Source organism: Nonomuraea sediminis (assembly GCF_018531495.1).
Classification (GTDB): domain Bacteria; phylum Actinomycetota; class Actinomycetes; order Streptosporangiales; family Streptosporangiaceae; genus Nonomuraea; species Nonomuraea sediminis.
The window spans coordinates 59,272-82,036 of the sequence record NZ_JAHDTI010000014.1 but is presented as its reverse complement, the minus strand read 5'-3'; the positions used below and the strand labels follow the sequence as shown (position 1 = coordinate 82,036).

21 protein-coding genes are annotated in these 22,765 nt (G+C 70.5%); 9 read left to right on the top strand and 12 right to left on the bottom strand.

Annotated elements, in window-relative coordinates; genetic code table 11:
• The first annotated feature begins 4 nt into the window (after positions 1 to 4).
• The 3 genes from KIK09_RS44450 to purU are packed head-to-tail and all read left to right on the top strand — an operon-like array spanning position 5 to position 4,127.
• Positions 5 to 922 carry a LysR substrate-binding domain-containing protein gene (locus KIK09_RS44450; RefSeq protein WP_214325574.1) on the top strand — a complete coding sequence of 306 codons (918 nt, stop codon included), beginning with the start codon at positions 5 to 7 and terminating at the stop codon, positions 920 to 922.
• Positions 919 to 3,288 (top strand): GcvT family protein, encoded by a 2,370-nt coding sequence (locus KIK09_RS44445; protein WP_214325573.1) that lies wholly within the window; start codon positions 919 to 921, stop codon positions 3,286 to 3,288. Before KIK09_RS44450 ends, KIK09_RS44445 begins: the two co-directional genes overlap by 4 nt.
• A complete protein-coding gene (purU, locus tag KIK09_RS44440; RefSeq protein ID WP_214325572.1) occupies positions 3,285 to 4,127 on the top strand; it encodes a formyltetrahydrofolate deformylase in 843 nt (280 codons plus the stop codon). The genes KIK09_RS44445 and purU overlap by 4 nt, the downstream gene beginning before the upstream one ends.
• Here the strand turns inward: purU and pip are convergent.
• The 4 genes from pip to KIK09_RS44420 form a co-directional block, all read right to left on the bottom strand.
• Entirely contained in the window at positions 4,124 to 5,074 is a 951-nt protein-coding gene (gene pip / locus KIK09_RS44435; RefSeq protein ID WP_214325571.1) for a prolyl aminopeptidase, read from the bottom strand. The two genes, purU and pip, sit on opposite strands and share 4 nt — an antisense overlap.
• A gap of 12 nt (positions 5,075 to 5,086) precedes the next feature.
• Positions 5,087 to 5,419, bottom strand: coding sequence for an antibiotic biosynthesis monooxygenase family protein (locus KIK09_RS44430; protein ID WP_214325570.1), 333 nt, complete (start codon positions 5,417 to 5,419; stop codon positions 5,087 to 5,089).
• 25 nt (positions 5,420 to 5,444) lie between these two features.
• Complete coding sequence (locus KIK09_RS44425) at positions 5,445 to 6,134, bottom strand: B3/B4 domain-containing protein (RefSeq protein WP_214325569.1); 690 nt, start codon at positions 6,132 to 6,134, stop codon at positions 5,445 to 5,447.
• Positions 6,135 to 6,491: 357 nt separating this feature from the next.
• Positions 6,492 to 7,400 carry a LysR family transcriptional regulator gene (locus KIK09_RS44420; RefSeq protein ID WP_214325568.1) on the bottom strand — a complete coding sequence of 303 codons (909 nt, stop codon included), beginning with the start codon at positions 7,398 to 7,400 and terminating at the stop codon, positions 6,492 to 6,494.
• A 76-nt stretch (positions 7,401 to 7,476) separates the two neighbouring features.
• Between KIK09_RS44420 and KIK09_RS44415 the strand changes: the two genes are divergently transcribed.
• Together KIK09_RS44415 and KIK09_RS44410 are read left to right on the top strand one after the other, a co-directional pair.
• On the top strand, positions 7,477 to 8,286 hold the full coding sequence (locus tag KIK09_RS44415) for an NmrA family NAD(P)-binding protein (protein ID WP_214325567.1): 810 nt from the start codon (positions 7,477 to 7,479) through the stop codon (positions 8,284 to 8,286).
• 2 nt (positions 8,287 to 8,288) lie between these two features.
• Positions 8,289 to 8,816 (top strand): anthrone oxygenase family protein, encoded by a 528-nt coding sequence (locus KIK09_RS44410; RefSeq protein WP_214325566.1) that lies wholly within the window; start codon positions 8,289 to 8,291, stop codon positions 8,814 to 8,816.
• Here KIK09_RS44410 and KIK09_RS44405 read toward each other — a convergent pair.
• Genes KIK09_RS44405 through KIK09_RS44390 form a run of 4 tightly spaced genes read right to left on the bottom strand, consistent with a single transcriptional unit; the run spans position 8,744 to position 12,348 of the window.
• Positions 8,744 to 9,094, bottom strand: coding sequence for a VOC family protein (locus KIK09_RS44405; protein ID WP_214325565.1), 351 nt, complete (start codon positions 9,092 to 9,094; stop codon positions 8,744 to 8,746). The genes KIK09_RS44410 and KIK09_RS44405 overlap by 73 nt on opposite strands.
• A gap of 4 nt (positions 9,095 to 9,098) precedes the next feature.
• Entirely contained in the window at positions 9,099 to 9,881 is a 783-nt protein-coding gene (locus tag KIK09_RS44400) for a helix-turn-helix domain-containing protein (RefSeq protein WP_214325564.1), read from the bottom strand.
• Positions 9,882 to 9,889: 8 nt separating this feature from the next.
• Positions 9,890 to 10,303 (bottom strand): NUDIX hydrolase, encoded by a 414-nt coding sequence (locus tag KIK09_RS44395; RefSeq protein ID WP_214325563.1) that lies wholly within the window; start codon positions 10,301 to 10,303, stop codon positions 9,890 to 9,892.
• On the bottom strand, positions 10,300 to 12,348 hold the full coding sequence (locus KIK09_RS44390) for a prolyl oligopeptidase family serine peptidase (RefSeq protein WP_214325562.1): 2,049 nt from the start codon (positions 12,346 to 12,348) through the stop codon (positions 10,300 to 10,302). Before KIK09_RS44390 ends, KIK09_RS44395 begins: the two co-directional genes overlap by 4 nt.
• A 292-nt stretch (positions 12,349 to 12,640) precedes the next feature.
• Here KIK09_RS44390 and KIK09_RS44385 point away from each other — a divergent pair, with 292 nt between their 5' ends.
• The 3 genes from KIK09_RS44385 (at position 12,641) to KIK09_RS44375 (ending at position 14,252) form a co-directional block, all read left to right on the top strand.
• A complete protein-coding gene (locus KIK09_RS44385) occupies positions 12,641 to 13,147 on the top strand; it encodes an HNH endonuclease (protein WP_214325797.1) in 507 nt (168 codons plus the stop codon).
• Between the two features lie 88 nt (positions 13,148 to 13,235).
• Positions 13,236 to 14,042, top strand: coding sequence for a GNAT family N-acetyltransferase (locus tag KIK09_RS44380; RefSeq protein ID WP_214325561.1), 807 nt, complete (start codon positions 13,236 to 13,238; stop codon positions 14,040 to 14,042).
• A 9-nt stretch (positions 14,043 to 14,051) separates the two neighbouring features.
• A complete protein-coding gene (locus KIK09_RS44375; protein ID WP_214325560.1) occupies positions 14,052 to 14,252 on the top strand; it encodes an FmdB family zinc ribbon protein in 201 nt (66 codons plus the stop codon).
• A gap of 233 nt (positions 14,253 to 14,485) precedes the next feature.
• Here KIK09_RS44375 and KIK09_RS44370 read toward each other — a convergent pair whose 3' ends face one another.
• The 4 genes from KIK09_RS44370 to KIK09_RS44355 all read right to left on the bottom strand — a co-directional run bounded on the left by KIK09_RS44370 (position 14,486) and on the right by KIK09_RS44355 (position 21,852).
• The gene (locus KIK09_RS44370) at positions 14,486 to 14,980 is read right to left on the bottom strand and encodes a helix-turn-helix transcriptional regulator (protein ID WP_214325559.1); all 495 of its coding nucleotides are present in this window, start codon (positions 14,978 to 14,980) and stop codon (positions 14,486 to 14,488) included.
• 547 nt (positions 14,981 to 15,527) lie between these two features.
• Positions 15,528 to 18,905: a S8 family serine peptidase gene (locus KIK09_RS44365; RefSeq protein WP_214325558.1), complete on the bottom strand. Its 3,378-nt coding sequence runs from the start codon at positions 18,903 to 18,905 to the stop codon at positions 15,528 to 15,530.
• 194 nt (positions 18,906 to 19,099) lie between these two features.
• Positions 19,100 to 20,938 carry a dihydroxy-acid dehydratase gene (gene ilvD, locus KIK09_RS44360; protein WP_214325557.1) on the bottom strand — a complete coding sequence of 613 codons (1,839 nt, stop codon included), beginning with the start codon at positions 20,936 to 20,938 and terminating at the stop codon, positions 19,100 to 19,102.
• Between the two features lie 131 nt (positions 20,939 to 21,069).
• Positions 21,070 to 21,852, bottom strand: coding sequence for a thioesterase family protein (locus KIK09_RS44355; RefSeq protein WP_250574771.1), 783 nt, complete (start codon positions 21,850 to 21,852; stop codon positions 21,070 to 21,072).
• A 73-nt stretch (positions 21,853 to 21,925) separates the two neighbouring features.
• Here KIK09_RS44355 and KIK09_RS44350 point away from each other — a divergent pair, with 73 nt between their 5' ends.
• The gene (locus tag KIK09_RS44350; protein WP_214325555.1) at positions 21,926 to 22,582 is read left to right on the top strand and encodes a TetR/AcrR family transcriptional regulator; all 657 of its coding nucleotides are present in this window, start codon (positions 21,926 to 21,928) and stop codon (positions 22,580 to 22,582) included.
• The last annotated feature ends 183 nt before the right edge of the window (positions 22,583 to 22,765 follow it).

Genomic DNA, 22,765 nt, shown 5'->3' with positions numbered 1-22,765 from the left:
GCAGATGCAGCTCAACCTGCACCGGCTCTGGATCTTCATGACGGTCGTGGAGTGCGGTGGCTTCTCGGCCGCGGCGCAGAAGCTCTACCTGAGCCAGCCGTCCGTGTCGCACCAGGTCAGGCAGCTTGAGCAGTCGCTGCGCAGCACGCTGATCGACCGCAGTGGCGCCAGGATCCGGCTCACGCCCGAGGGCGAGGTCATGCTGGAGTACGCCAAGCGCGTCTTCCTGCTGGCCGACGAGGCGGTGGCCGCGATCCGCCAGGTCTCGGGCCTGCAGACGGGCAAGCTGGTCGCCGGCGGCACCACCACGGTCGGCACGTATCTGCTGCCGCCGCTGCTCGCGGCCTTCCGCGACCGGCATCCCGGCATCGAGATCGGCATCCAGGTCGCCAACGCCCAGCAGGTCGAGCGCGGGCTGGTCGACGGCGAGATCGGCGTGGCCGTGCTCGCGGGCCAGCCCGGCGCCGCCCAGCTGGTCAGCGAGCCCATCCTGGAGGATCGCCTCGTCGTCATCACCCAGCCGGGCCACAGACTGTCGAGCAAGGGTACGGCGGAGCCGTACGAGCTGGCCGGGGAGCCGTTCCTCATCAGGGAGCCGGGCTCCTCCACCCGTGACCTGCAGGAACAGGCCCTGGAGACGTGGGGCCTGGAGCAGCGCACGGAGATCTGGGGCCCGGAGACGATCAAGCAGGCGGTGGCCGCGGGGCTGGGCATCTCGCTGGTCTCCGAGCACTGCGTCGAGCAGGAGCTCGCCGACGGCCGCCTGTGCGCTGTCGAGGTCAACCCTGCCCCCAAGCCCCGCCCCATCGTCCTCGCCCACCGGCGCGACCGCCTCCTTGGTCCCGCCGAACAGGCTTTCATCGCCATGCTGCGAAATGTGCGCAGCTGGCCGGGTATCAATCGCTTGAGGAGCATCTCTTGAGCAAGGCGCTGCCCTCCCGAGCCCAGGTTGTGATCATCGGTGGTGGCATCGTCGGCTGCAGCGTGGCCTACCACCTGGCCGAGCTCGGCTGGACCGACGTCGTCGTGCTCGAGCAGGGGCAGCTCTCCTGCGGCACCACCTGGCACGCGGCCGGCCTGGTCGGCCAGCTGCGCAGCACGGAGAGCATGACGAAGCTGATCCGGTACAGCACCGACCTGTACGGCAGGCTGGAGGCGGAAACCGGCTTCGGCACCGGCTGGAAGCAGTGCGGAAGCGTGAGCGTGGCACGCACGCCGGAACGGATGACCCAGCTCAGGCGGACCGCCGCGCAGGCACGCAACTACGGCATCACCGCCGAGATCATCACCCCGGCCGAGGCGGGCGAGTTGTGGCCCGTGATGCGGACCGACGACCTGGTGGGCGGGGTGTGGCTGCCGGGCGACGGCAAGGCCAACCCGTCCGACCTGACCCAGGCGCTGGCGCGCGGGGCGCAGCGGCGCGGGGTGCAGGTCCTGGAGCGGGTCCGCGTGACCGGGATCTCCGTCGTCAACGGACGCGTGCGCAAGATCACGACGACCGAGGGCGAGATCGAGACCGAGATCCTCGTCAACTGCGCCGGGCAGTGGGCCAAGCAGCTCGGCAGGATGGCCGGGGTCACCGTACCGCTGCACTCGGCCGAGCACTTCTACGTCGTGACCGAGCAGATCGCGGGTGTCAGGCCGGACCTGCCCGTCATGCGCGACCCGGATGGCTATGCCTACTTCAAGGAGGAGGTCGGCGGCCTGGTGGTGGGTGGGTTCGAGCCCGACGCCAAGCCGTGGGGCATGGACGGCATCCCGCACCCGTTCGAGTTCCAGCTCCTTGAGGAGGACTGGGACCAGTTCTCGATCATCATGGAGAACGCCGTCCAGCGCGTGCCCGCCCTGGAGACCACCGGGGTGCGGATGTTCTACAACGGGCCGGAGTCGTTCACCCCGGACAACATGTTCCTGCTCGGCGAGGCTCCGGAGGTTTCTGGATACTTCGTGGCGGCGGGCTTCAACTCCGCCGGGATCGCCTCGGCCGGGGGAGCGGGCAGGGCGCTGGCCGAATGGATCGTGAACGGCTCGCCGACCACCGACCTGTGGCCGGCCGACCTGCGCCGCTTCGCCCGCTGGGCGGACAACGACACCTGGCTCAGAGACCGGGTCACCGAGACCCTGGGCCTGCACTACGCGATGTCGTGGCCGAACAAGGAGCTCGAGACCGCCAGGCCGCTGCGGCGCTCGCCCGTCCACCACCTGCTCGAGGCGGGCGGTGCGTGCTTCGGGTCGAAGATGGGCTGGGAGCGGGTCAACTACTTCGGCGCCCCGCAGCCGTACACCTTCGCCAGGCCCGGCTGGCAGGAGCAGGTCAACGCGGAGGTGAACGCCTGCCGTACCGGAGCGGCGCTCTTCGACCAGACCTCGTTCTCGAAGTTCACCCTCAAAGGCCGCGAGGCCGTCGACGTGCTGCAGTGGCTGTGCACGGCGGACGTGGACGTCGAGGTGGGCGGGGTCGTCTACACCGGGTTGCTCAACGACCGGGGCGGCTACGAGTCCGACCTGACCGTGACGCGGGTGGCGCACGACGAGTACCTGATCGTGACCGGGTCCGCGCAGACCACGCGCGACTTCGACCACATCTCCAAGGGCATCGGGGAACGGCGGGCCGCCCTGGTGGACGTGACCGGGGCATACGCCGTCCTCAGCATCATGGGCCCCGAGTCCCGAAATATCCTGAAGAAGGTGTCGAAGGCGGACTTCGATGACTTCCCTTTCGGCACGTCCAGGCTGATCGACCTCGGATATGCCACCGTGCGAGCCACCAGGATGACCTACGTCGGAGAACTGGGCTGGGAACTGTACGTCCCCGCCGAGTTCGCCGTCACCGTGTACGAGACCCTCCGTGGCACGGGCGTCGCCGAGGCCGGCTACTACGCCATCGAGGCCATGCGGATCGAGAAGGGCTACCGCGCCTGGAGCAGGGAACTGGGCCCCGAGGTCACCCCCGCCGAGGCGGGCCTCGGCTTCACCTGCAAGAAGAGCGGAGGCTTCCGCGGCGCGGACAGGGCGCTAGAGCCCCCGGCCAGGCGGGTCGTGTCGATCGTGCTCGACGACCCGGACGCCCACCTGTGGGGCGGCGAGTCGCTGCTGGCCGACGGAACTCCCGTCGGTTACGTCACCTCGGCCGCCTACAGTCCCACGCTCGGCCGGGCGGTGGCGCTCGGGTTCGTGTCCGACGCGTCGACAGGCAAGTGTTCGGTGGATGTCGCCGGTGAACTGTACTCTGCCCAGATCAGCCTCAAGGCGCCCTACGATCCCACCTCGGCGAGAGTGAAAGCATGACCGACTCCGAGTACGTCCTGACCCTTGCGTGCCCTGACCGCCCTGGCGTCGTGGCCGCCGTCTCCGGCCTGCTCGCCGGCCGGGGCTGCAACATCATCGAGAGCCAGCAGTTCGGCGACCGGGTCGCGGAGCGCTTCTTCATGCGCGTGCAGTTCTCGGCGCCCGAGGATCTCACCTCCGCCTTCGCCGCGCTCGCCCCCGACTTCGGCATGGAGTTCAAGCTGCGCGACACGGCGGTCAAGCCGCGCGTGCTCATCATGGTCAGCAAGTTCGACCACTGCCTGAACGACCTGCTCTACCGGGTCCGCTCCGGCGCGCTCGACATCGAGGTCGTCGCGGTCGCCTCCAACCACCCCGACCTGCGGCCGCTGACCCAGTCCTACGGCATCGACTACCACCACCTGCCGGTCACGCCGGAGACCAAGCAGAAGCAGGAGGCCGAGGTGCTCGCGCTGGTCGAGCACTACCAGGTCGACCTGGTGGTGCTGGCCCGCTACATGCAGGTGCTGTCGCAGGAGCTGTGCGAGAAGCTGGCCGGCCGGGCGATCAACATCCACCACTCGTTCCTGCCGTCGTTCAAGGGCGCCAAGCCCTACCACCAGGCCCACGCCCGGGGCGTCAAGCTCATCGGCGCCACAGCCCACTACGTCACCTCCGACCTGGACGAGGGCCCGATCATCGAGCAGGAGGTGGTCCGGGTCAATCACAGCCACTCGTCCGAGGACCTGGTCGCCATGGGCCGCGACGTCGAGCGCATCACCCTGGCCAGGGCGGTGAGGTGGCACGCCGAGCAGCGCGTCCTGCTCGACGGCCACAAGACCGTCGTCTTCCCCCGCTAGCGACGTCCGGCGTAGCCGTCCAGCGCCTTGACGATCTCCTTGCGGTAGGTGTCGCTGCCGGTGTGGCCGGAGTCGTCCACGACCACCAGGCGGGCGTCCGGCCAGGCCTGAGCCAGGTCCCAGGCATACTCCAGTGGTGCGCCGAGGTCGAAACGGCCGTGCAGGAGGACGCCGGGGATCCCGGCCAGCTTGTGCGCCTCGCGCAGCAGGACGCCCTCCTCCAGCCAGGCGGCGTTGGAGAAGTAGTGGGCGCAGATGCGGACGAAGGCCGCCAGCGCGTCGCTCGGGCGGTCGCTGTAGGCGTTGGGCTTGCCGTTCACCTCCAGGGAGATGACCGTGTCCTCCCACGTCGTCCAGTCGTGGGCGGCCTTGGCTCTGACGGCGGGATCAGGGTCGGCCATGAGCCTGGCGTAGGCGGCCAGCACGTCGTCGCGCTCGGCCTCGGGGACGCCCTCGCGGAAGCGCTGCCGCTGCTGGGGGAAGAAACGGCCGACGCCGTCGTAGAGCCAGTCGATCTCCGAGCGCCGGGTCATGGTGACCCCGGTGATGACGATCTCCGACACCCGCTCGGGGTGCGCCTCGGCGTAGGCCAGGATCAGCGTCGAACCCCACGAACCGCCGTAGAGCAGCCACTTGTCCACGCCCAGGTGCTCGCGCAGCCGCTCCATGTCGGCCACCAGGTGGTGGGTGGTGTTGGCGGACAGGTCGACGGCCGGGTCGCTGGCGTGGGGCAGGCTGCGGCCGCAGTTGCGCTGGTCGAACAGGATGACGCGGTAGCGCTCGGGGTCGAAGGCGCGGCGCTGGCCCGGGGTGCATCCCGACCCCGGGCCGCCGTGCACCACGAGCGCGGGCTTGCCGTCGGGGTTGCCGCACGCCTCCCAGTAGACGAGGTTGCCGTCGCCGACGTCGAGATGGCCGTGGTCATAAGGTTCGATCGCAGGATGCACCCGGACACGGTACTAGGCGTCGTCGCCGGGGTGCAGTTCGATTTCCACGCGGTAGGTCGACGGGCGCGGGGTGATGTGCAGCTCGGGATCCTCCAGCATGACCTTGACCGAGGCCTGCCATTCCGGGTTGCGCAGGGCGGCGTCGAAGGCCTCCTCGCTGGCCCACTCGGCCACGTTGACGAAGCGCAGCTCGGCGTCGTCGGAGATCGCGCGGTGCAGCCGGGCCCTGATGAAGCCCGGCTGCTTGGTCATGATGCTCGCGTTCTCCTTCCAGCGCAGCAGGAAGCGGTCCGACTCGGCCGGAGGGACGGAGAACGCGTTGATCAGGGTGATGGAGTCGCTCATACCCCTTTGACGGAGCGCTGATCGGCTATGTGACCGGGAACTCCGGCTCCGCGCGGGTCAGGATCGCCGTCCTCGCCGTGACCGGCCAGACCGCGGCCAGCTCGTCGGCGATCGTGGCAACCAGCTTGGGCACGTCGCTCTCCGCCGACTCGTGCAGCGCCTCGGCCACGATCAGCACGGACGACGAGGTGTCGCGGATGGCCGACAGGCCGCTCTGGCGGTTCGTCCAGCGGCGGGCGTGCGCCTGCCTGGCGTCGTCGGCGAAGATCACTTCTTGGGGGTCGGGGTGCTCGATCTCCCCGGAGAACGTCTCATACGACTCGTCGCCCACCGCATACCTGACCCGCAGGCTTCCCGAAATTTCGGACAGATCCAGGGCGGCCACCGGGATCGCGAACGCCATCGAAATCGCGTTGCACAGATCGATCAGCGGATGGATCCGCGGCAGCACCCCCTCCTTGCGGAAACGCCGCAGCAACGCCTCGGACGCGCACCGGTACTGGGTCGGCTTCAACCCCATCCGCGAGAACGCCCGCCGCCACGCCTGGATCTCGGGCAGCTCACTCTCGGCCGCCCCCGCCAGCCTCGCCCGCGCGATCTCCAGGAACGGCTCGACCTCGGGCACGCCATCCTTCGTGATCCCCTCGACATGCACCACCCCGGGGACCAGCTCAGGAAAATCCCGCCACATCTCATCCGCATGACCGAACAACATGCCCGCCATCCTGCCCCCTCCCGCCCTCCCCCCGCAGGACCAAACCACCCCCGATCACCAGGTCCAAATCCCCTCCCCTACGCCAGGCCCCGGCCGGGAAGCCCGGGGTGGGAAGTCCCGGGGGTATTCACAGGCGCCGGGTCGGCGGGATGTGGGTCGGCGGAGATCGGCGCCTCGGTACGGCGGGGCACCCGGGACCGTGGTGCCCGGAGGACGAAGCGCCGTGGCGGCGAGTGACCACCATCGACTCGCCGGGAGCGCCGGGCGCGGGTCCTCAGCCGAAGTGCGGCGGGCGGCCGGGGGCGGGGGCTCGCCGTACGGGAGCAAAAAGAACTCGCCGTACAAGATCAATAGGGGTCAGGAGGCGAGGAGGGGATCCGGGTGGTGGTGGACGTAGTCGGTGGCGGCGCGGACGAAGGCGCGGATTCGGGCGTTCTCTCCAGAGGTGAGCCACAGCAGGCGCCAGCCGAACGGCTGCCCGTCGTGGATCGGGACGTAGGCGACGTCCGGCCGCGCGTCGTAGCGGCGGGCGTGCGTGGGCACCACGAAGACGCCCTTCCCGGCCCCGATCAGGGCGAGCATCTCCTGGATCGTCCCGAACGTGGTGCCCCGCTCGATGGTCCTGCCGCCGGGCGTGGTGGGGGGCACGACCAGCGCGTCCTCCTCGTCGGCGAACGAGCGCGGGCGCAGCACCTTGTCCCTGGCCAGGTCGTCCATGGAGACCGACTCGCGGCGGGCGAAGGGATGCCGGGAGGACACCGCCAGCACCGGCGGCTCGCGGAACAGGATCGCGCTCTCGGTGACGTCGGGCTTGAGCGACGGCGCGCCCACCAGCATCACGTCGACTTGGTCGGAATGCAGGTACGTGATGCCCTCGGAGTAGCGGCACTCGACGATCTGGACCTCGCAGTCGGGATGGCGCCCGTGGAAGAGGTCGGCCACCTCGATGACGAACTGCCCGACCGCCGTGCCGATGAACCCCACCCGCAGCACGCCGTCGACGCCCCGCCCCGCGGCGACGGCCCGGGCGATGCCCTCCTCGATCTGCTGGAACGCCGGCCCCACGTCGTCGAAGAAGCGCTGCCCGACCGGGGTGAGGGTGACCTGGCGGCTGGTGCGTTCGAACAGCGGCACGCCGATGCGGCGCTCCATCTTCTTGATCGTCTGACTGACGCGAGCGGTCGAGACATGCAGGCGCTCCGCGGTGCGGCCGAAATGGAGCTCCTCGGCGAGCGTGAGGAAGATCTCGAGGTCTCGCCGTTCCACTTCGTGAACCCCCAGGTTAACGATCGTTGCTGATGCTCTCATTGTTGCCGATCCCCGGCAACGCGATCGTAGAGGCATGACGAACAACACGATGACCCTGGTCACCGGGGGTACGGGCAAGACCGGACGGCGCGTCGTCGAGAGGCTGACGGCGATGGACAGGCCGGTGCGGATCGGCACTCGCAAGGGTGGCGTCCCCTTCGACTGGGAGGACCGCTCGACGTGGGAGCCCGCCCTGGCCGGTACCTCCGCCGCCTACGTCGCCTACTACCCCGACCTGGCCGTTCCCGGCGCGGGCGAGGCGATCGAGGCCTTCTCCGAGCTCGCGGTCTCGACCGGGACGCGCCGCCTGGTGCTGCTGTCGGGCCGTGGCGAGGAGGAGGCGCAGCACGCCGAGCAGGTCCTGGCCGGCTCCGGCGCCGAGTGGACGGTCGTGCGCTGCAGCTGGTTCAACCAGAACTTCACCGAGAACTTCCTGCTCGAGCCCATCCAGGAGGGGCACCTCGTGCTGCCCGCCGGAGACGTGGGCGAGCCGTTCGTGGACGCCGACGACATCGCCGACGTGGCCGTGGCCGCCCTCACCCAGGACGGGCACGCCGGGGAGATCTACGAGATGACCGGGCCGCGCCTGCTCACCTTCGCACAGGCCGCCGCCGAGATCGGCGCCGCCACCGGCCGCGAGATCGGCTACACGCAGATCCCTGTCGAGGCCTACGTGGAGCACGTCCCCGCCGAGTACTCCGACTTCCTCACCTACCTGTTCACCACCGTGCTCGACGGCCGCAACGCACACCTCGGCGACGGGGTGCAGCGGGCGCTCGGCCGCGAGCCGCGCGACTTCGCCGACTTCGCCCGCGAGAGCGCGGCCGCGGGAATCTGGGGCTGACGATGAGATCCGCAGTGCTGCTGGCAGCCACCCTTGCCGCCGGCCTGATGGCCGGCCTGTTCGCCGCCTTCTCCTACGCGGTGATGCCGGCGCTGGGCATGGCCGGCGACAAGACCTTCGTCGAGGCGATGCGCGACATCAACGTCGCCATCCTGAACCCGTGGTTCATGACCTGCTTCATGGGCGGGCTGGTGGTCGGCGTCGCGGCGCTGATCGTCCACCGCCGCTCCGGGCGGCCCGTCCTGATCTGGGCGGCCGCCGGGCTGGCCCTGTTCGTGGTGATGTTCCTGATCACCAGCGCCTTCAACGTGCCGCTCAACGACCAGCTCGCCAAGGCGGGCAACGCCCACCTGGCGGCGGTGCGGCAGCACTTCGAAGGGCCGTGGAACACCTGGAACCTGGTCCGCACCATCGCCAGCGTGGGCTCGTTCGCCGCCTTCAGCTGGGCGCTCGTCCTCTACGGGCGGTACGTGCCGAAGAACCAGGGGTTGCCCTCCGGGTCGGTGCAGGCGTACTCGCGCGAGCCGTAGGGCTGGTCGGTCAGCGCCATCGTGATCTCGGCCCCCGCGGCCTTCGCCCGGTCGTGGTGGGCATCGGGATCCTCGACGGCGATGTAGATGCCGGGCCCGCCCGGCTTGCCCTGCCCAATCATGATCATGTCGTTCTCGACGAAGAGCTCGGCGTGGTTGACCACGCCCTCGTCGTTCTTGGACACCTCGTGCGGCTCGAAACCGAAGGCGGCGGTCAGGAACCCGATGGCCGCCGCGCAGTCCTGGTACCTGGCCAGAGCGTAAACCGTTCGCGTCATGCTCTCAGTGTGCGACGCCGCTCACCTGGGGTCTTGGATAAATCTGACCGGGCGTGGTGTCGCCGAGCGTCCTGAATTCGCGGTTCATGTGCGCCTGGTCGTAGTAGCCGCACTCCAGCGCCGCGTCCGCGATGGGCCGGCCTTCCTGCAAGAGCCGTACGGCACGGCCGAACCTGATCACCCGGCCCACCACCTTGGGCGCGAGCCCCACCTGGTCGTGGAAGCGGGAGACCAGATGCCGGTGGCTCCAGCCCAGCCCCTCGGCCAGCGCCTGCGACCTGACCGTGCCGCCGCTGCCCAGCAGCTCGCCCCACGCCCAGGCGATCTCCGGCCCTACCTCCTGGCCCTGCCGGATCCTCCCGGCCAGCAGCGCGTCGGTCACCGCGAGCCGGACGTCCCAGTCCTTGATCTCGCCGACCCGCTCGAGCAGGTCCCGCCCCCAGGTGCCGAGCACGTCCTCGACGGGGATCATCAGGTTGGCCAGCTCCCGCATCGGCATCCCGAACAGCCGCCGCGCCCCGAACGGGGTCAGGAACACCTCGATCCCCTCGGTGGCCCCGGTCACCCGGGTGGCGGCGAACCGGTCGCCCAGCCCGCCGGTGAACGACGTCATCCGGACCCCGTTCACCTCCATCGGCCCGCCGAGCCCCAGGATCAGCACCGCCCCGGGCATGGCCATCTCGGACCGTGCCACGGGTGCGCTGTAGTTCTCCCGGTAGGCGGTCAGCCTGGTCACATAGGGTGCGAGCGCCCCGCTGGGCGCCGCGTCCACCATGACCAGGCTCACCTCTCCGACTATAGGTGGCCGGTAATGGGACGCACCTGGTACAGCTCCAGCGCCCGGTCGATGACCTCCGACCGCGCCAGTTCCTTCACCTCGCCCAGCGGGAACCACGCCGCCTGGTCGGTGGACCCGCCGACCTCGTGCCGCAGCTCGCCGCCCACCACGGTCGCGACGTAGAAGACGCGCACGGCGTGGAACTCCTCGCGCGGGTGGTAGCTGTCGATCCCCAGCAGCCCGTCGACCTCGATGTGGTAGCCCGTCTCCTCCTCGACCTCGCGCACCACCGCGTCGAAGGGATCCTCGCCGTGCTCGACCCCGCCGCCCGGCATCGTCCACAGCGGAGTATGGCCCTCGATCCAGCGGGCCAGCAGCAGGTCGTCCCCGCGCACGCAGATCGCGTACGCGGAGACCCGCTGGCGCCTCAAAGGCCCGTGTGTTTGGCGAGGAAGGTGAGCGTGTCGGCGGACAGGTCCACCGAGCGGCTGATCGAGCGGGCGCCGTGGCCGACCTCCGTCTCGTTGCGCAGCAGGACGGGCCTGTCGCCGGTCGAGGAGTGCTGCAGCGCCGCGCACATCTTCCACGCGTGCAGCGGGTGCACCCGCGTGTCCGACTGGAACACCGTGAAGAGCGTCGCCGGGTACGGCACGCCCTCGCGGACGTGGTGGTAGGGCGAGTAGGCCGACAGCCAGCCGAACTCCTCCGGCACGTCGGCCGAGCCGTACTCCACGTTCCACGTCGCCCCGAGGCCGAACTTCTCGTAGCGGATCATGTCCAGCAGCGGCGCCGAGCAGGCGACCGCGGCGTAGAGGTCGGGCCGCTGCGTGAGCGCCGCGCCGACCAGCAGGCCGCCGTTGGAGCCGCCGGAGATCGCCAGGTGCTCGGACGTGGTGACGCCGGTGGCGATCAGGTGCTCGGCCGCGGCGTGGAAGTCGTCGAAGACGTTCTGCTTGTTGGCCAGCATGCCGGCGCGGTGCCAGTTCTCGCCCTCCTCGCCGCCGCCGCGCAGGTTGGCGATCGCGTAGACGCCGCCCGCCTCGACCCAGGCCAGGACGGAGGCCGCGTATCCCGGCGTCATCGACACGCCGAAACCGCCGTAGCCGTACAGGATCGTCGGGCGCGGCCCGTCGCCGTCGACCGGGGAGATGATCAGCATGCGCACGTCGGTGCCGTCCTTGGACTGGTAGACGACCTGCTCGGTGCGCACCGGCGGCACCTCGACCGCGCCGGGAGAGCTCGCCCACAGGGTGGTCTCGCCGGTGCCGGCGTCGTAGCGCTGGATCGTGGGCGGGGTGGTGTTGTCGGTGTAGCCGAACCACGCCTCGTGGCCGCCCTCGGGCCGCTCGGAGATGCCGCCGATCGTGCCCAGCCCGGGCGAGGGGACCTCGCCGACGCGCTCGCCCGTGCTGAGGTCGTGGACGGAGATCTCGGAGATGGCGTGACGGGTCCAGCCGACCAGCATGACCGGCCTGTCCAGATCGTCGAGGATCGCGTAGTCCGACAGGACTGCCTCCGGGTCCTCGGGGATCAGGTCCCGCCATTCCGTCGGCGTCTCCGGGTCCGCCACGCAGACCCTCCCGCGGGACGCGTCACGGTCGGTGTGCACGTAGACCAGCCCGTCGCGGCCGAAGTGCAGCCCGGTCTGGGCGTCCACGCCCTCCTGGACCACCTTCAGCGCCGGGGCCTCGATGGGCGAGGCCGTCAGGTCGGCCACCCAGAGGTCGTTCCGCGGCGCCGTACCCTCACTGGCCGAGACCTGCAGCCAGCGGCCGTCACGCGAGACCGACACCCCGTAGTAGTTGGTCATCTTCAGGCCCTCGCCGAAGATCATCACATCGGCGTCGGTGGAGGCTCCGACCCGGTGCAGGTAGACGCGGCGGTGGAACTGCGACTCGCCCTCCGGCACCTGGTCGCTCGGCAGCCGCCGCACGTAGTAGAACGCCTCGCCGCCCGGCAGCCACGCGATGGGGGAGTAGCGGCAGCGGTCGATCGGACCCTCGACGTTCTCGCCGGTCGCCACGTCCATGACGTAGAGCTTCGACTCCTCGTCGCCGCCCACCGACAGCTGGTAGGCCAGCAGGCGGCCCTCCTTGTCGGGCTGCACCGCGTCCAGCGTGGTCAGGCCGCTGGAGTCGAGAGCCATTGGGTCGATCAGCGCCCGCTCGGTGCCGTCGCCGTCGACCACGTAGTACACCGCGTGCTCCTGGTCGGGCGTGCGGCGCGAGAAGAAGTGCCGCTCACCGCGCCAGGCCGGGACGCCGACCGAACCCGACCGCAGCAGCTCCGCGATCCGCTCCTTGAAGCGCTGCGGCTCGCTCTCGCGCTTGAACAGGTCCTGCTGCGCGAGCAGCCACTCCGCGGTCTCGGCGCCCTCGGCGTCTTCGAGCCAGCGGTAGGGGTCGGGGACAGGCGTGCCGTGCAGATCGTCGACTGTTTCCGTACGGCGGGCGGTGGGATACGGCTCTCGCGTCATGACCCGAACCCTATGGCAAGCCAGATGCCGGCCGGGGCGCGTAAAGGCCTGGTGATGCGGGCATAAAACGTAACGTGTGCCCCTCTGGTCATATCGGCTGGAGGTTATGGGGTGGCGTGAACCGGTCGGGAAACGCCAGACTTGGGTGAGGACGGTGCCGTGGTGACCATCCGCTGGGCCGTCCGGCGGAGGTCCACGTGACGGAAGCGACAGTCCCCCAGGAGGGACCGACAGCCGGGACATGCCGCGGCATGTCCCCTTTGATACCCGTGCAGCGGGAAGAGGCACGATGATGCGCCAGGTCCTGCTGCTCAACGCAACCTACGAGCCACTCACCACCCTCTCCCTGCACCGGGCGATCGTTCTGGTGCTGCGGGAGAAGGCCGACGTCGTCCACCGTGACGGGCGGGGCGCCGTGCTCCGCTCGGCCAGCTGCACGCTGGACGTGCCGTCGGTGATCCGGCTCCGAAGATACGTCCGCATCCCCTACCGGTCGCGCATCCCGCTCACCAGGGCGGCGCTCATGCGGCGCGACGACTTCCGCTGCGCCTACTGCGGCCAGCGGGCCGAGACCATCGACCATGTCATCCCGCGGTCCCGCGGTGGTGCGCACACCTGGGAGAACTGCGTCGCCTCCTGCACACCGTGCAACCATCGCAAGGCGGACAAGTTCCTGGAGGAACTGGGGTGGGCGCTGCGCTTCGCTCCTGCGGTGCCACGAGGGGCCCATTGGCGGCTGATCGGGGCGTCGCAGGTGGGTGACCCGCAGTGGGCTCCCTACCTGGAGGCCGCGGCCTGAGCCTGATGTCATATTTTTGCCCGGACCCTTGGTGGGGTCCGGGCAAAAACCTTTGTGCTGAAATTTGGGGAGCTGCCACCATTTGGGCATGTGGACCTTCTCCCAGGACGTCGCCGAATACGCCGCGGCCGCCGAGACTTTTCTGACCGTTGACCCGGTCGGCAACACGGTGCCGCTCACCGTCCTGGTGGGGATGAAGGCGGGCATGCGCGTGGAGGGCGCCTACTTCGGCTGGTGGAGGCCCGGCGACCAGGTCCTCGGCGCCGTCTTCCGCACGCCGCCGCACCCGCTCGGGCTGGCCAGGATGCCGGTCGAGGCGATACCCGCCCTCGTCGAGGCCCTGGGCGACCGCGAGATCCCCGAGGTCGTGGGCCCCGTCGACCTCACCGACGCCTTCACCGCGGCCTCAGGCAGGCAGGTCGATCGCGTGCTGTCGGAGCGCCTGTACCGGCTGGGCACGCTCAAGATCCCATCGGTCCCCGGCCGCGGCAGGCTCGCCACGGCCGGCGACTTCGCGCTGCTGGTGGCCTGGTGTCAGGACTTCCACGAGGAGGTCGAGCTGAACCCGGGCGACGTGGTCGCCTACGTCGAGCGCCGCCTGGCCGGGCGCGAGTTCTTCCTCTGGGAGGACGACGACGCGCCGGTCTCGCTGGCCGGCCTCCAGTCGCCCGCCGGAGGGGTCTGCCGGGTCGGTCCTGTCTACACGCCGCCCTCGCGCCGCCGCCGCGGATACGGCGCCGCGGTCACCGCCTTCGCCAGCCGTACCGGGCTGGAGGAGAGGTGTGAGCAGGTCGTGCTCTTCACCGACCTGGCCAACCCCACCAGCAATGCCGTCTACCAGTCGATCGGGTACGAGCCGCTGACCGACTATGCCCATGTCATGTACAGGCCGTAATCTGTGGTCATGCCGCGTTACGACTTCCGCTGCCGCGCCTGCGGGTCCACGTTCGAGGTGTCGCGCCCGATGGCGTCCTCCGACGACCCCGCGGTGTGCCCCGAGGGCCACGCCGACACGGTCAAGCTGCTCACCACGGTCGCCATGACCGGGTCCGCCTCCGCCCCCCGCCCGTCCGGCGGTTGCTGCGGCGGCGGCTGCTGCTCCTGACTCCCCGGGTACGGCGAGACAACCGCCGACCGTGACGGACCCCGCCGCGACCTGGGAGGACCCCGCAGCCCCTCTCAAGCGTCCCCCTGTATCGGCGCGCCCTCGCCAGGCACAACGCGAGGCGACATGCCTGAGGGCGCGCCGCACGACGTGGGACCGGGGGTGCGCTGCGACGCCCGGCCTGAAGGCGAGCGAGGCGGCACACCCCGACGGCAGACCCCGAGAGCCGGGACTTATGCGGCGCGGGAGCGCTTGCGGCGTTGGAAGGGGAGGAAGCGGTCGGCCAGGTGGGGGCGGGACGGTGTCAGGGTGGGCTCGACGGCGATGATCCGGTCGAAGCGGAAGGCGCGGATCGCCCGGCGCATCCGGCAGATCCCGACCAGGTACCAGTATTCGCGGTGCACCAGGCACGTCACCGGCTCCACGTCACGCGAGGTGACGTGCCCGGCGGCGTCGCGGTAGTGCAGGCGTACGACGAGACGGCTGGTGATGGCATCGGCCGCCACCCGCGCCCGTGCGGCGACGTCGGCGGGAAGCGGATCGGTGAGGGTCGCGAGCGTTGAGGTGATGACGTCGTCGTCGATCTCGAGGTGCTCGAGCGCGAGCCGCAGCCCGCGGCGCGCCGTCACGGCCTGCGGCCCCGTGCCCAGATGGGCCAGGGACAGCGCCAGCGCGGCGATCTCGGCGGTCGTCAGGAGCTGGGAGGAGGGCTTCACGACTGTAGCCATACCCCGACATTACGCTCCACCACCGACAGTTTTCGAACGCGCTGACGATATCCTCCCCCTCCGCCCAGGCCACACTCTCCCGCGCGACGCCTCGTTCCCGCGCGCCGTCCAGCCCGCGCAGCGCCTTGCTCTCCTGCGCCTTCTTGCGCCCGTACGGCAAGCCGCCGCCACCGGCCGCCCGCCGCACTCCGGCTGAGGGCCCGCGACCGGCGTCTTGTTCTCCTGCGACTTCTTGCGTCTGTACGGCAAGCCGCCGCCACCGGCCGCCCGCCGTACTCCGGCTGAGGGCCCGCGACCGGCGCTTCCGGCGAGTCGGGGATCCTTGCTCGCCGTCACGACGCTGCGAAACCCGGGCACCGCGGTCTCGCCCTGCCGTATCCGGGCACCGCGGTCTCGCCCCGCCGTGCCCGGGGCGCCGACCTTCGCCGCACCCCGCCTCGCCGACCTGGCGCCTGAAAGGTTGGCGTGGGAGCGCGAACGGCTGCGTGGGGGCGGCGGTGAGATGGGTGCCGCCCGCACCGTGGGGGGTGCGGGCGGCGGGTGGGTGTTAGCCGATGAGGACGGTTCTGGTTGCGGTGTTGTTGGTGGTCGTGGGGTCGTGGGTGGGGCTTGTGGCCGAGGCCGAGGTTGTGACCTGGCCCTTCTTGCCCTTCACCACGACGTGGACGTTGAACGTGCGCCGCTCCCCGGCGGGCAGCACCCCGATCGGGCAGGTGAGCGTGAGGTTCGACAGCGTGCAGCCGCCGGTGTCGAACACGTAGTTCGCCTGCTTGACGGCCGGCAGGTTGACGGTCGCCACGACGCCAGCGGCGTCCGAAGGTCCGCCGTTGGCCACCGCCACCGTGTAGACGATCGTCGAACTGGGCTTGTACACGTCATGGTCGCTGGTGAGTGTCGTGGCCAGGTCGGCGTCCCGCTTGACGGTGGTCGAGGCGGTCGCCGAGTTGTTGCCCGGGTTCGGGTCGCCGGTGGTGCCCGCGACGGTCGCCGTGTTGGAGATCGTGCTGTCCGCCGGCGTGGCGCTCTTCACCGTCGTGGAGATCACGACGACGGCCGGGGATCCTGGGTTCGGCGCCATGGTGCCCAACTGGCAGTCGACCCGCTTGGACGGCGGCGCGGTGGGAACCTCGATGAGGACGCAGGTGCCCGATCCGCTCGTGACCTCGGCCGAGGCGAAGTCCACCTGGTCGGGCAGCGTGTCGGTGAGCCGGACGCCTTCCGCCACGGACGGGCCGAGGTTGCTGACGTTGACGGTGTAGGACAGCCTGCGGCCCGCCAGCACCGGGTCAGGGCTGTCGACCTTGGTCACCGCCAGGTTGGCGGCGGCCGACAGGGCGGTCGATGCCGTGGCGGCGTTGTTCGAGGTGTCCGGGTCGGTGGTGTCCGATGCGATCGACGCGTCGTTGATGATGGCGCCGGTGGCATCCGGCGCGATCTTCGCGGTGATCTGCATGGTGGGTGCGGGGCCGCCCGGTGCGACGGAACCGAACTGGCACCTGGCGGGCGGGCCCGCCGTACAGGTCGCCCCGAGGTTGCCCGTCACCGACTGCACGGTCACCTTGGCCGGGAGCCGGTCGGTGATGACGACATTGCTCGCGGTCGAAGGCCCGGCGTTGGAGCCGGTCAGGGTGTAGGTGATGACCTCGCCCGCGTTGGCCGTGGCCGGCCCGCTCTTGGTCAGCGACAGGTCGGCGCGGCCCACGACCCTGACGGTGTCGGACGCCTTGTTGTCGTCGACGTCCGGGTCGATGGTCCCGCTCGTGACCTCGGCCGTGTCGGCGATGTCCTGCGGCTCGTCGGCGGTCCCGGTCACGGTGATCACCCGGGTGGCGCCGGAGGCCAGGGCTCCCAGGGAGCAGTGGACCTCTGCACCGCTCGCCGTACAGCCCGACGTGCTGCTGGCCAGGGAGACGGAGCCGCTGGAGATCGCGGTGTCCGTGACCTTGACCGCCCTGGCCACGGCCGGGCCCGCGTTGCCCACCGTGATCGTGCAGGTGAAGGTCGAACCCGCCGGCACGGGGTCGTTGGGCAGGCAGTTCTTGTCGACGTTCAGGTCGGCGCGGTTGCTGACCGCGGAGAACGCGTCGAGCACCCCGGCGCCGAACTGGTTGTCAGGGCCCGCGGAAGCCCTGTCCGTGGCGTTGGCGTTGAGCACCGCGGTCAGCTGCGCGGGGGTCGGCGAGCCGCCCAGCGCCTGGCGGACCAGCGCGGCGACGCCCGCCGCGCTCGGTGTGGCGGCCGAGGTGCCGAAGAACCGGCACTGCCCCTGGGTGGTGGCCGGGCACACGCCCGCGCCGAACCCGCCTGCCCCGCTGACCGACACCCCGTCGGCGGCGGCGTGCGTCGGGCCGATGACGGTCCTGCCGTTGCCTCCGCTCACCCCCGTGCACGGCGGCGTGTCGCCGTCGGCGCAGATCGTTGTGCTGAGCAGCCGTACGGGGCCTCCGGCGCTGAAGCTCTCCAGCGGCACCGTGGCGGGATCCTGGTCGGCCCCGGCGTTCACGGCCGCGGCCGACGTGGCGTCGCCGACGTAGTTGGAGTCCGGGTTGAGCGCGCCGGCCCTGGCGGGCGTGTCGAGCGACTGGGTGTTGCCACGCCAGCGGAGGTCGATCGTCGGCGCGGCGACCGCGCCGGTGCCGCCGAAGGCGTTGACGACGAGCTTCACATCGAGGTTGTTGGTGGCGCTCGGGTTGGTGAAGCTGATCTGCTCGATCGTGTCGCCCTGGCCGCCGCCCTGGGTCGCGGTGCTCATGGCGAGGCAGTTGTTCGAGCCGTCCACGAGGAACAGGTCCAGGTCGGTGAAGCCGCCCAGCCCGGCGGTCGGGAAGATGGCGCGGGGCTCGCTCCACTGGAGCGTCCCGTCGAGTGTGGCACCGGGGCGGATCCGGACGTCGAACGTGGTGTCGGTGCCTCCCGCGATGGCCACCGTGTTGGTCGGCGGGCGGGTGCCGCAGCCCGAGCCCACCGCGTTGCCGTCGGGGTTGGTCCCGGTGCCGGTGGCCGCCACCCGCGCGGCGTGGGAGTCGCCCAGGTTGCCCGCGGAGGAGCTGACCCAGACGCCCGAGGTCGCGAGCGTCTCCGCGGTCGTGGCGGCCATGCCCTGCTGGAAGGCGGGCTCGCCGTCGAAGGGGATGTCCTCGCTGATGATGTCGGCCCCGTTGGCCGCCAGGTTGTTCAGCGCCGCCACGTGCGAGGCCACCCCGCCCCCTGTGGCGTCGAACATCAGCGGCGCCCCCGGCGCGAGGTCGTGGACGATCTCCAGCATCGCCGTGCCCTCGTTACCGCTGCCCTGGTTGAACACCGTCAACGACGTGGGGAGCTCACCGGTCGCCTGCGCGTCCGCGCGGTTGACCACGCCGTCGGAGATCACCCCGACGGTCTGGCCGGCGCCGTTGACGCCGAGGGCCTGCACCTCGTCGGCGCGGTGCAGCTGGGTGCCTTCGGCCAGGATGGAGCCCGCGTCCGGAGTCGCGTGCTCGGTCGGCCGCACCGCCGCGACCCACGGCAGCGCGCCGACCGCGTCCACGGCGTCGTAGGGCACCAGCGCCCGGAAGACGCCGATGGGCGGCTGCTTCTTCACCTTGGGCGGCTTCTTGAAGTCGGCCGAGCTCACCAGGACCCGGGCCCCGAGCTTCACCAGGTCCGCCCGCTCCTTCGCGCCGACCGGGGCCAGCGCGTGGATCTCGAGGTCGAGCATCGCATCCGTGTTCACCGACAGATACGGGCTGGACAGGTCGTCCGCCTGCTTCTTGGACAGCCCCCTGCCCTTGCCCACCGCCTTCTTCACCTTGTCCGCCCGGTCCTTGACCAGCCAGGCCACCTTCGACGGCGGCTCAGGGGCGGTGCGTGCCGATGTCGGTGGCGCCGGCAGTGACAGCGTCAGTACGGCTGCCGCGACGAGGATTCCCCATCCACGGAATGCCATATTTCCTCCTGGAATTGTTAGAAATGATGCCGGGAGGGTTCGGCGGCGATAGACCAGCTTGATCAACGAACCAGCCGGGGGACGTTCTTGTTGTAGCACCCGGCGGCGTTTTTCCAGGTCAGCGACATGCCGAGGGGAAATGGCGAAAGGGCGGCCACGCCGTACGGAACAGCGGGCCGCCCTTCGGCGGAAGGTCAGTGCGAGAGCTGGGACAGGTCGCGGGAGGCGCCGGTGGAGGCGGAGGTGGTCATGGCGGCGTAGGCCTGCAGGGCGGCGCTGACGGGGCGCTGGCGGTCCTTCGGGCGGTAGCCGCCGAGGTCCGCCAGCAGGCGCTCGCGGCGTGCCGCCAGCTCCGCCTCCGGGACCCGGAGCTCCATCGAGCGGTTCGGGATGTCGATGTCGATGAGGTCGCCGTCCTCGACCAGGGCGATCGCGCCGCCCTCGGCCGCCTCGGGCGAGGCGTGGCCGATCGACAGGCCCGACGTGCCGCCGGAGAAGCGGCCGTCGGTGATCAGGGCGCACACCTTGCCCAGGCCCTTGCCCTTGAGGAACGAGGTCGGGTACAGCATCTCCTGCATGCCGGGCCCGCCCTTGGGACCCTCGTAGCGGATGACGACCACGTCGCCGGCCTTGACGGCGCCGCCGAGGATGCCCTCGACCGCCTGCTCCTGCGACTCGAAGACCACGGCGGGGCCGGAGAACTTCCAGATCGACTCGTCGACCCCGGCGGTCTTCACGACCGCCCCGTCGCGGGAGATGTTGCCGTACAGCACGGCCAGCCCGCCGTCGGTGCTGTAGGCGTGCTCGAGGTCGCGGATGCAGCCCTCGGCGCGGTCGACGTCGAGCGAGTCCCACCGGTTGTCCTGGGAGTACGCCTTGACGGTGCGGACGTTGCCCGGCGCGGCGTGCCACAGGTCGACGGCCTCGGGCAGGGCGGCGGGCGAGCGGACGTCCCAGTCGGACAGCATGGACGCCAGCGTTCCGCCGGTGACCGTGGGCACGTCGCGGTGCAGCAGCCCGGCGCGGTCCAGCTCGCCGAGGATGGCGGGGATGCCGCCGGCGCGGTGGACGTCCTCGATGTGGTACTTGTTCGTGGCCGGGGCCACCTTGCACACGCACGGCACCCGCAGCGAGATCTCGTTGATCTCCTTGAGCCCGAAGTCGACGCCCGCCTCGCGGGCGGCGGCCAGGATGTGCAGGATCGTGTTGGTCGAGCCGCCCATCGCCACGTCCAGCGTCATCGCGTTCTCGAAGGCGTCCTTCGTCGCGATCGCCCTGGGCAGCGCCGAGGCGTCGTCCTGCTCGTAGTAGCGCCTGGTCAGCTCGACGATGGTACGGCCGGCATCCTCGAACAGCTGCTTGCGCCGCTTGTGCGTGGCCAGGATCGTGCCGTTGCCGGGCAGCGCCAGGCCGATCGCCTCGGCCAGGCAGTTCATGGAGTTGGCTGTGAACATGCCCGAGCACGAACCGCAGGTCGGGCAGGCGTTCTCCTCCATCTCCAGCAGTTCGGCGTCCGACACCGACTCGTCCGCGGCGGCGATCATCGGGTCGATCAGATCGAGCTTCTTGCCCGGCGTCTTGCCGGCCTCCATCGGGCCGCCGGAGACGAAGATCGTGGGGATGTTCAGCCGGAACGCGGCGAGCAGCATGCCCGGGGTGATCTTGTCGCAGTTGGAGATGCAGATCAGCGCGTCGGCACAGTGGGCGTTGACCATGTACTCCACGGAGTCGGCGATCAGCTCGCGCGACGGCAGCGAGTACAGCATGCCGCCGTGGCCCATCGCGATCCCGTCGTCGACGGCGATCGTGTTGAACTCGCGCGCGATCGCCCCCGCCTCGCGGATCGCGGCCGACACCACGTCGCCCACATCACGCAGATGCACGTGCCCGGGGACGAACTGGGTGAAGCTGTTGGCCACGGCGATGATGGGTTTGCCGAGGTCGCTCCCGGCTACACCAGTCGCCCGGAGCAGCGCCCGGGCTCCGGCCATGTTCCTGCCGTGAGTAACCGTACGAGACCTGAGGGCGGGCATGGTGGTTCTCCCATCGCTGTCGAGTCTTCACATGGTACGGCCATCGCCCGGTAACTGAGACGCCTGTCCACAGCTCGGACACGTGGCACCACGTGATGGCTCACTACCCAGCCTCCCACCCGCCCCCGGTCTCATGTGCTCCGGGGGAGGCGGACGGCGGCCAGTTGGGTGGCCTGGGCGACGAGGCGGCCCTTGTCATCCCAGATGTGGGCGGTCTCATCCATGCGGTCGCTCGTGACGTCCGTGGCACGGAGGCGCACGCGCACCGGGCCCGGGGCGGGGAGGCGACGGATGTAGGCGGTGAGCTGGATCGTGGGCACCCAGCCCGGCGCGCCGAGGTCGAAGGACACCGGCGGGACCGGGTCGAGGGCGACCAGGAGGCTGAGCGGGTCCCAGTCCGAGCCGTCCGCCAGGCGCTGCCAGGAGGCGATCTCGCCGCGCCGCGACGGGTTGCCGAAGGCGAAGGCCAGGTGGGCGGGGTTGATGTGCTCCTCGACGACGTCCATGAGCGGGACGGGGAACTCGGCGCCCGGCGGGTCGGTGGGGGCCAGGAAGCAGGAGTCCCTGTCGGGCAGCTCGACCGGCTCCTCGCCGGACCACCACGGGTCGGCCTCGTCCAGCACGCCCAGCGTGATCAGGGCGACCAGCCGCGTCCTGCCCTCCTGCGCCAGCTCCGCCTGGACCTGGGCCACGGTCCTGCCCACCCGCAGCGTCCTGACGTGCACGTCCGCCCTGCCCGGCTCGGGCGGCTCGATGAAGGTCCCGCTGACCGCGGTCACGTGCGGGTGCCCCTCGCCTGCGGTCTCGACCGCCGCCCTGCCGAGTACGGCGAGCAGGTAGCCGCCGTGCAGGCGGGTGCCGACGCTCCACTGCGCGTCCAGGTTCGCCTCGAAGCCGCCATCGCGCGCAGTCAAAGCGGTCGCTTCATGAAATGTCCCCATTTGATCAGATTGACATCGTTAACCTGACGGCGTCAACCTATTGTTCATGACCATCAGACGCACGCGTGCCCGCAAGGGCGAGGGTGCTCTGCTGCGCGAGGAGATCCTGCGCGCGGCCGAGTCGCTGCTGGCCGAGTCGGGCAGCGAGGACGCGCTCACGCTGCGCGCGGTGGCCGAGCGGGCCGGTGTCTCCACGCCGTCGGTCTACCTGCACTTCGCCGACAAGGACGCGCTGGTGGAGGCGGTCTGCCTGCGCGTGTGGGACGAGCTGGGCCGCCTGGTCCAGCAGAACGCGGGCGGCGACCCGTTCCACGCCCTCGGCCGGTGCGCGCGGGCCTACGTCCGCTTCGCCCTCGACCATCCGGTGCAGTACCGGGTCCTGATGATGCGCCCGGCAACCCAGGAGGCGGCCTCGGCCTGCTTCCGCCACATCGTCACGGCCGTGTCGGCCTGCGTCGAGACCGGCGTGCTTCGCGGCGACCCGCAGGACCTGGCCCTGGCCATGTGGACGGCCGTGCACGGCTGCGCCTCACTGGTCATCGCCCAGCCGTCCTTCCCGTGGCCGGACGACCTCATCGACAACGCCATCCGCATGGCCGGCTACGGCACCGCCATCCTCCCCAGGCTCCCCAGCGAGGCCCCGCCGAGCGACGTCATCGCCGCGGAACTCGACGAGCTTGGCGTACGGCTAGCGCAGGCATGAACCGGCGTACGGCGGGCACCGTGAACCTGGTGTCTGGTCAACGCAACGCCGTGGCGGCGGGCGACCGTCACCGACTCGCCGGAAGCGCCGCTCACGGGCCCTCAGCCGAAGTGTGGCGGGCGGCCGGCGGGGCGGCCTTGCCGTAAATGAGCAACATGAAGATCGGGCCGCTGGCCGAAGTGC

Bases quoted from the DNA above. Each gene is read 5' to 3' on its own strand.
- KIK09_RS44365 (WP_214325558.1), bottom strand. From the start codon at position 18,905: ATGGCATTCCGTGGATGGGGAATCCTCGTCGCGGCAGCCGTACTGACG.
- KIK09_RS44410 (WP_214325566.1), top strand. From the start codon at position 8,289: ATGAGATCCGCAGTGCTGCTGGCAGCCACCCTTGCCGCCGGCCTGATG.
- KIK09_RS44415 (WP_214325567.1), top strand. From the start codon at position 7,477: ATGACGAACAACACGATGACCCTGGTCACCGGGGGTACGGGCAAGACC.
- purU (WP_214325572.1), top strand. From the start codon at position 3,285: ATGACCGACTCCGAGTACGTCCTGACCCTTGCGTGCCCTGACCGCCCT.
- KIK09_RS44450 (WP_214325574.1), top strand. From the start codon at position 5: ATGCAGCTCAACCTGCACCGGCTCTGGATCTTCATGACGGTCGTGGAG.
- KIK09_RS44385 (WP_214325797.1), top strand. From the start codon at position 12,641: ATGCGCCAGGTCCTGCTGCTCAACGCAACCTACGAGCCACTCACCACC.
- KIK09_RS44375 (WP_214325560.1), top strand. From the start codon at position 14,052: ATGCCGCGTTACGACTTCCGCTGCCGCGCCTGCGGGTCCACGTTCGAG.
- ilvD (WP_214325557.1), bottom strand. From the start codon at position 20,938: ATGCCCGCCCTCAGGTCTCGTACGGTTACTCACGGCAGGAACATGGCC.
- KIK09_RS44350 (WP_214325555.1), top strand. From the start codon at position 21,926: ATGACCATCAGACGCACGCGTGCCCGCAAGGGCGAGGGTGCTCTGCTG.
- KIK09_RS44425 (WP_214325569.1), bottom strand. From the start codon at position 6,134: ATGTTGTTCGGTCATGCGGATGAGATGTGGCGGGATTTTCCTGAGCTG.
- KIK09_RS44405 (WP_214325565.1), bottom strand. From the start codon at position 9,094: ATGACGCGAACGGTTTACGCTCTGGCCAGGTACCAGGACTGCGCGGCG.
- KIK09_RS44430 (WP_214325570.1), bottom strand. From the start codon at position 5,419: ATGAGCGACTCCATCACCCTGATCAACGCGTTCTCCGTCCCTCCGGCC.
- KIK09_RS44370 (WP_214325559.1), bottom strand. From the start codon at position 14,980: ATGGCTACAGTCGTGAAGCCCTCCTCCCAGCTCCTGACGACCGCCGAG.
- KIK09_RS44390 (WP_214325562.1), bottom strand. From the start codon at position 12,348: ATGACGCGAGAGCCGTATCCCACCGCCCGCCGTACGGAAACAGTCGAC.
- KIK09_RS44380 (WP_214325561.1), top strand. From the start codon at position 13,236: ATGTGGACCTTCTCCCAGGACGTCGCCGAATACGCCGCGGCCGCCGAG.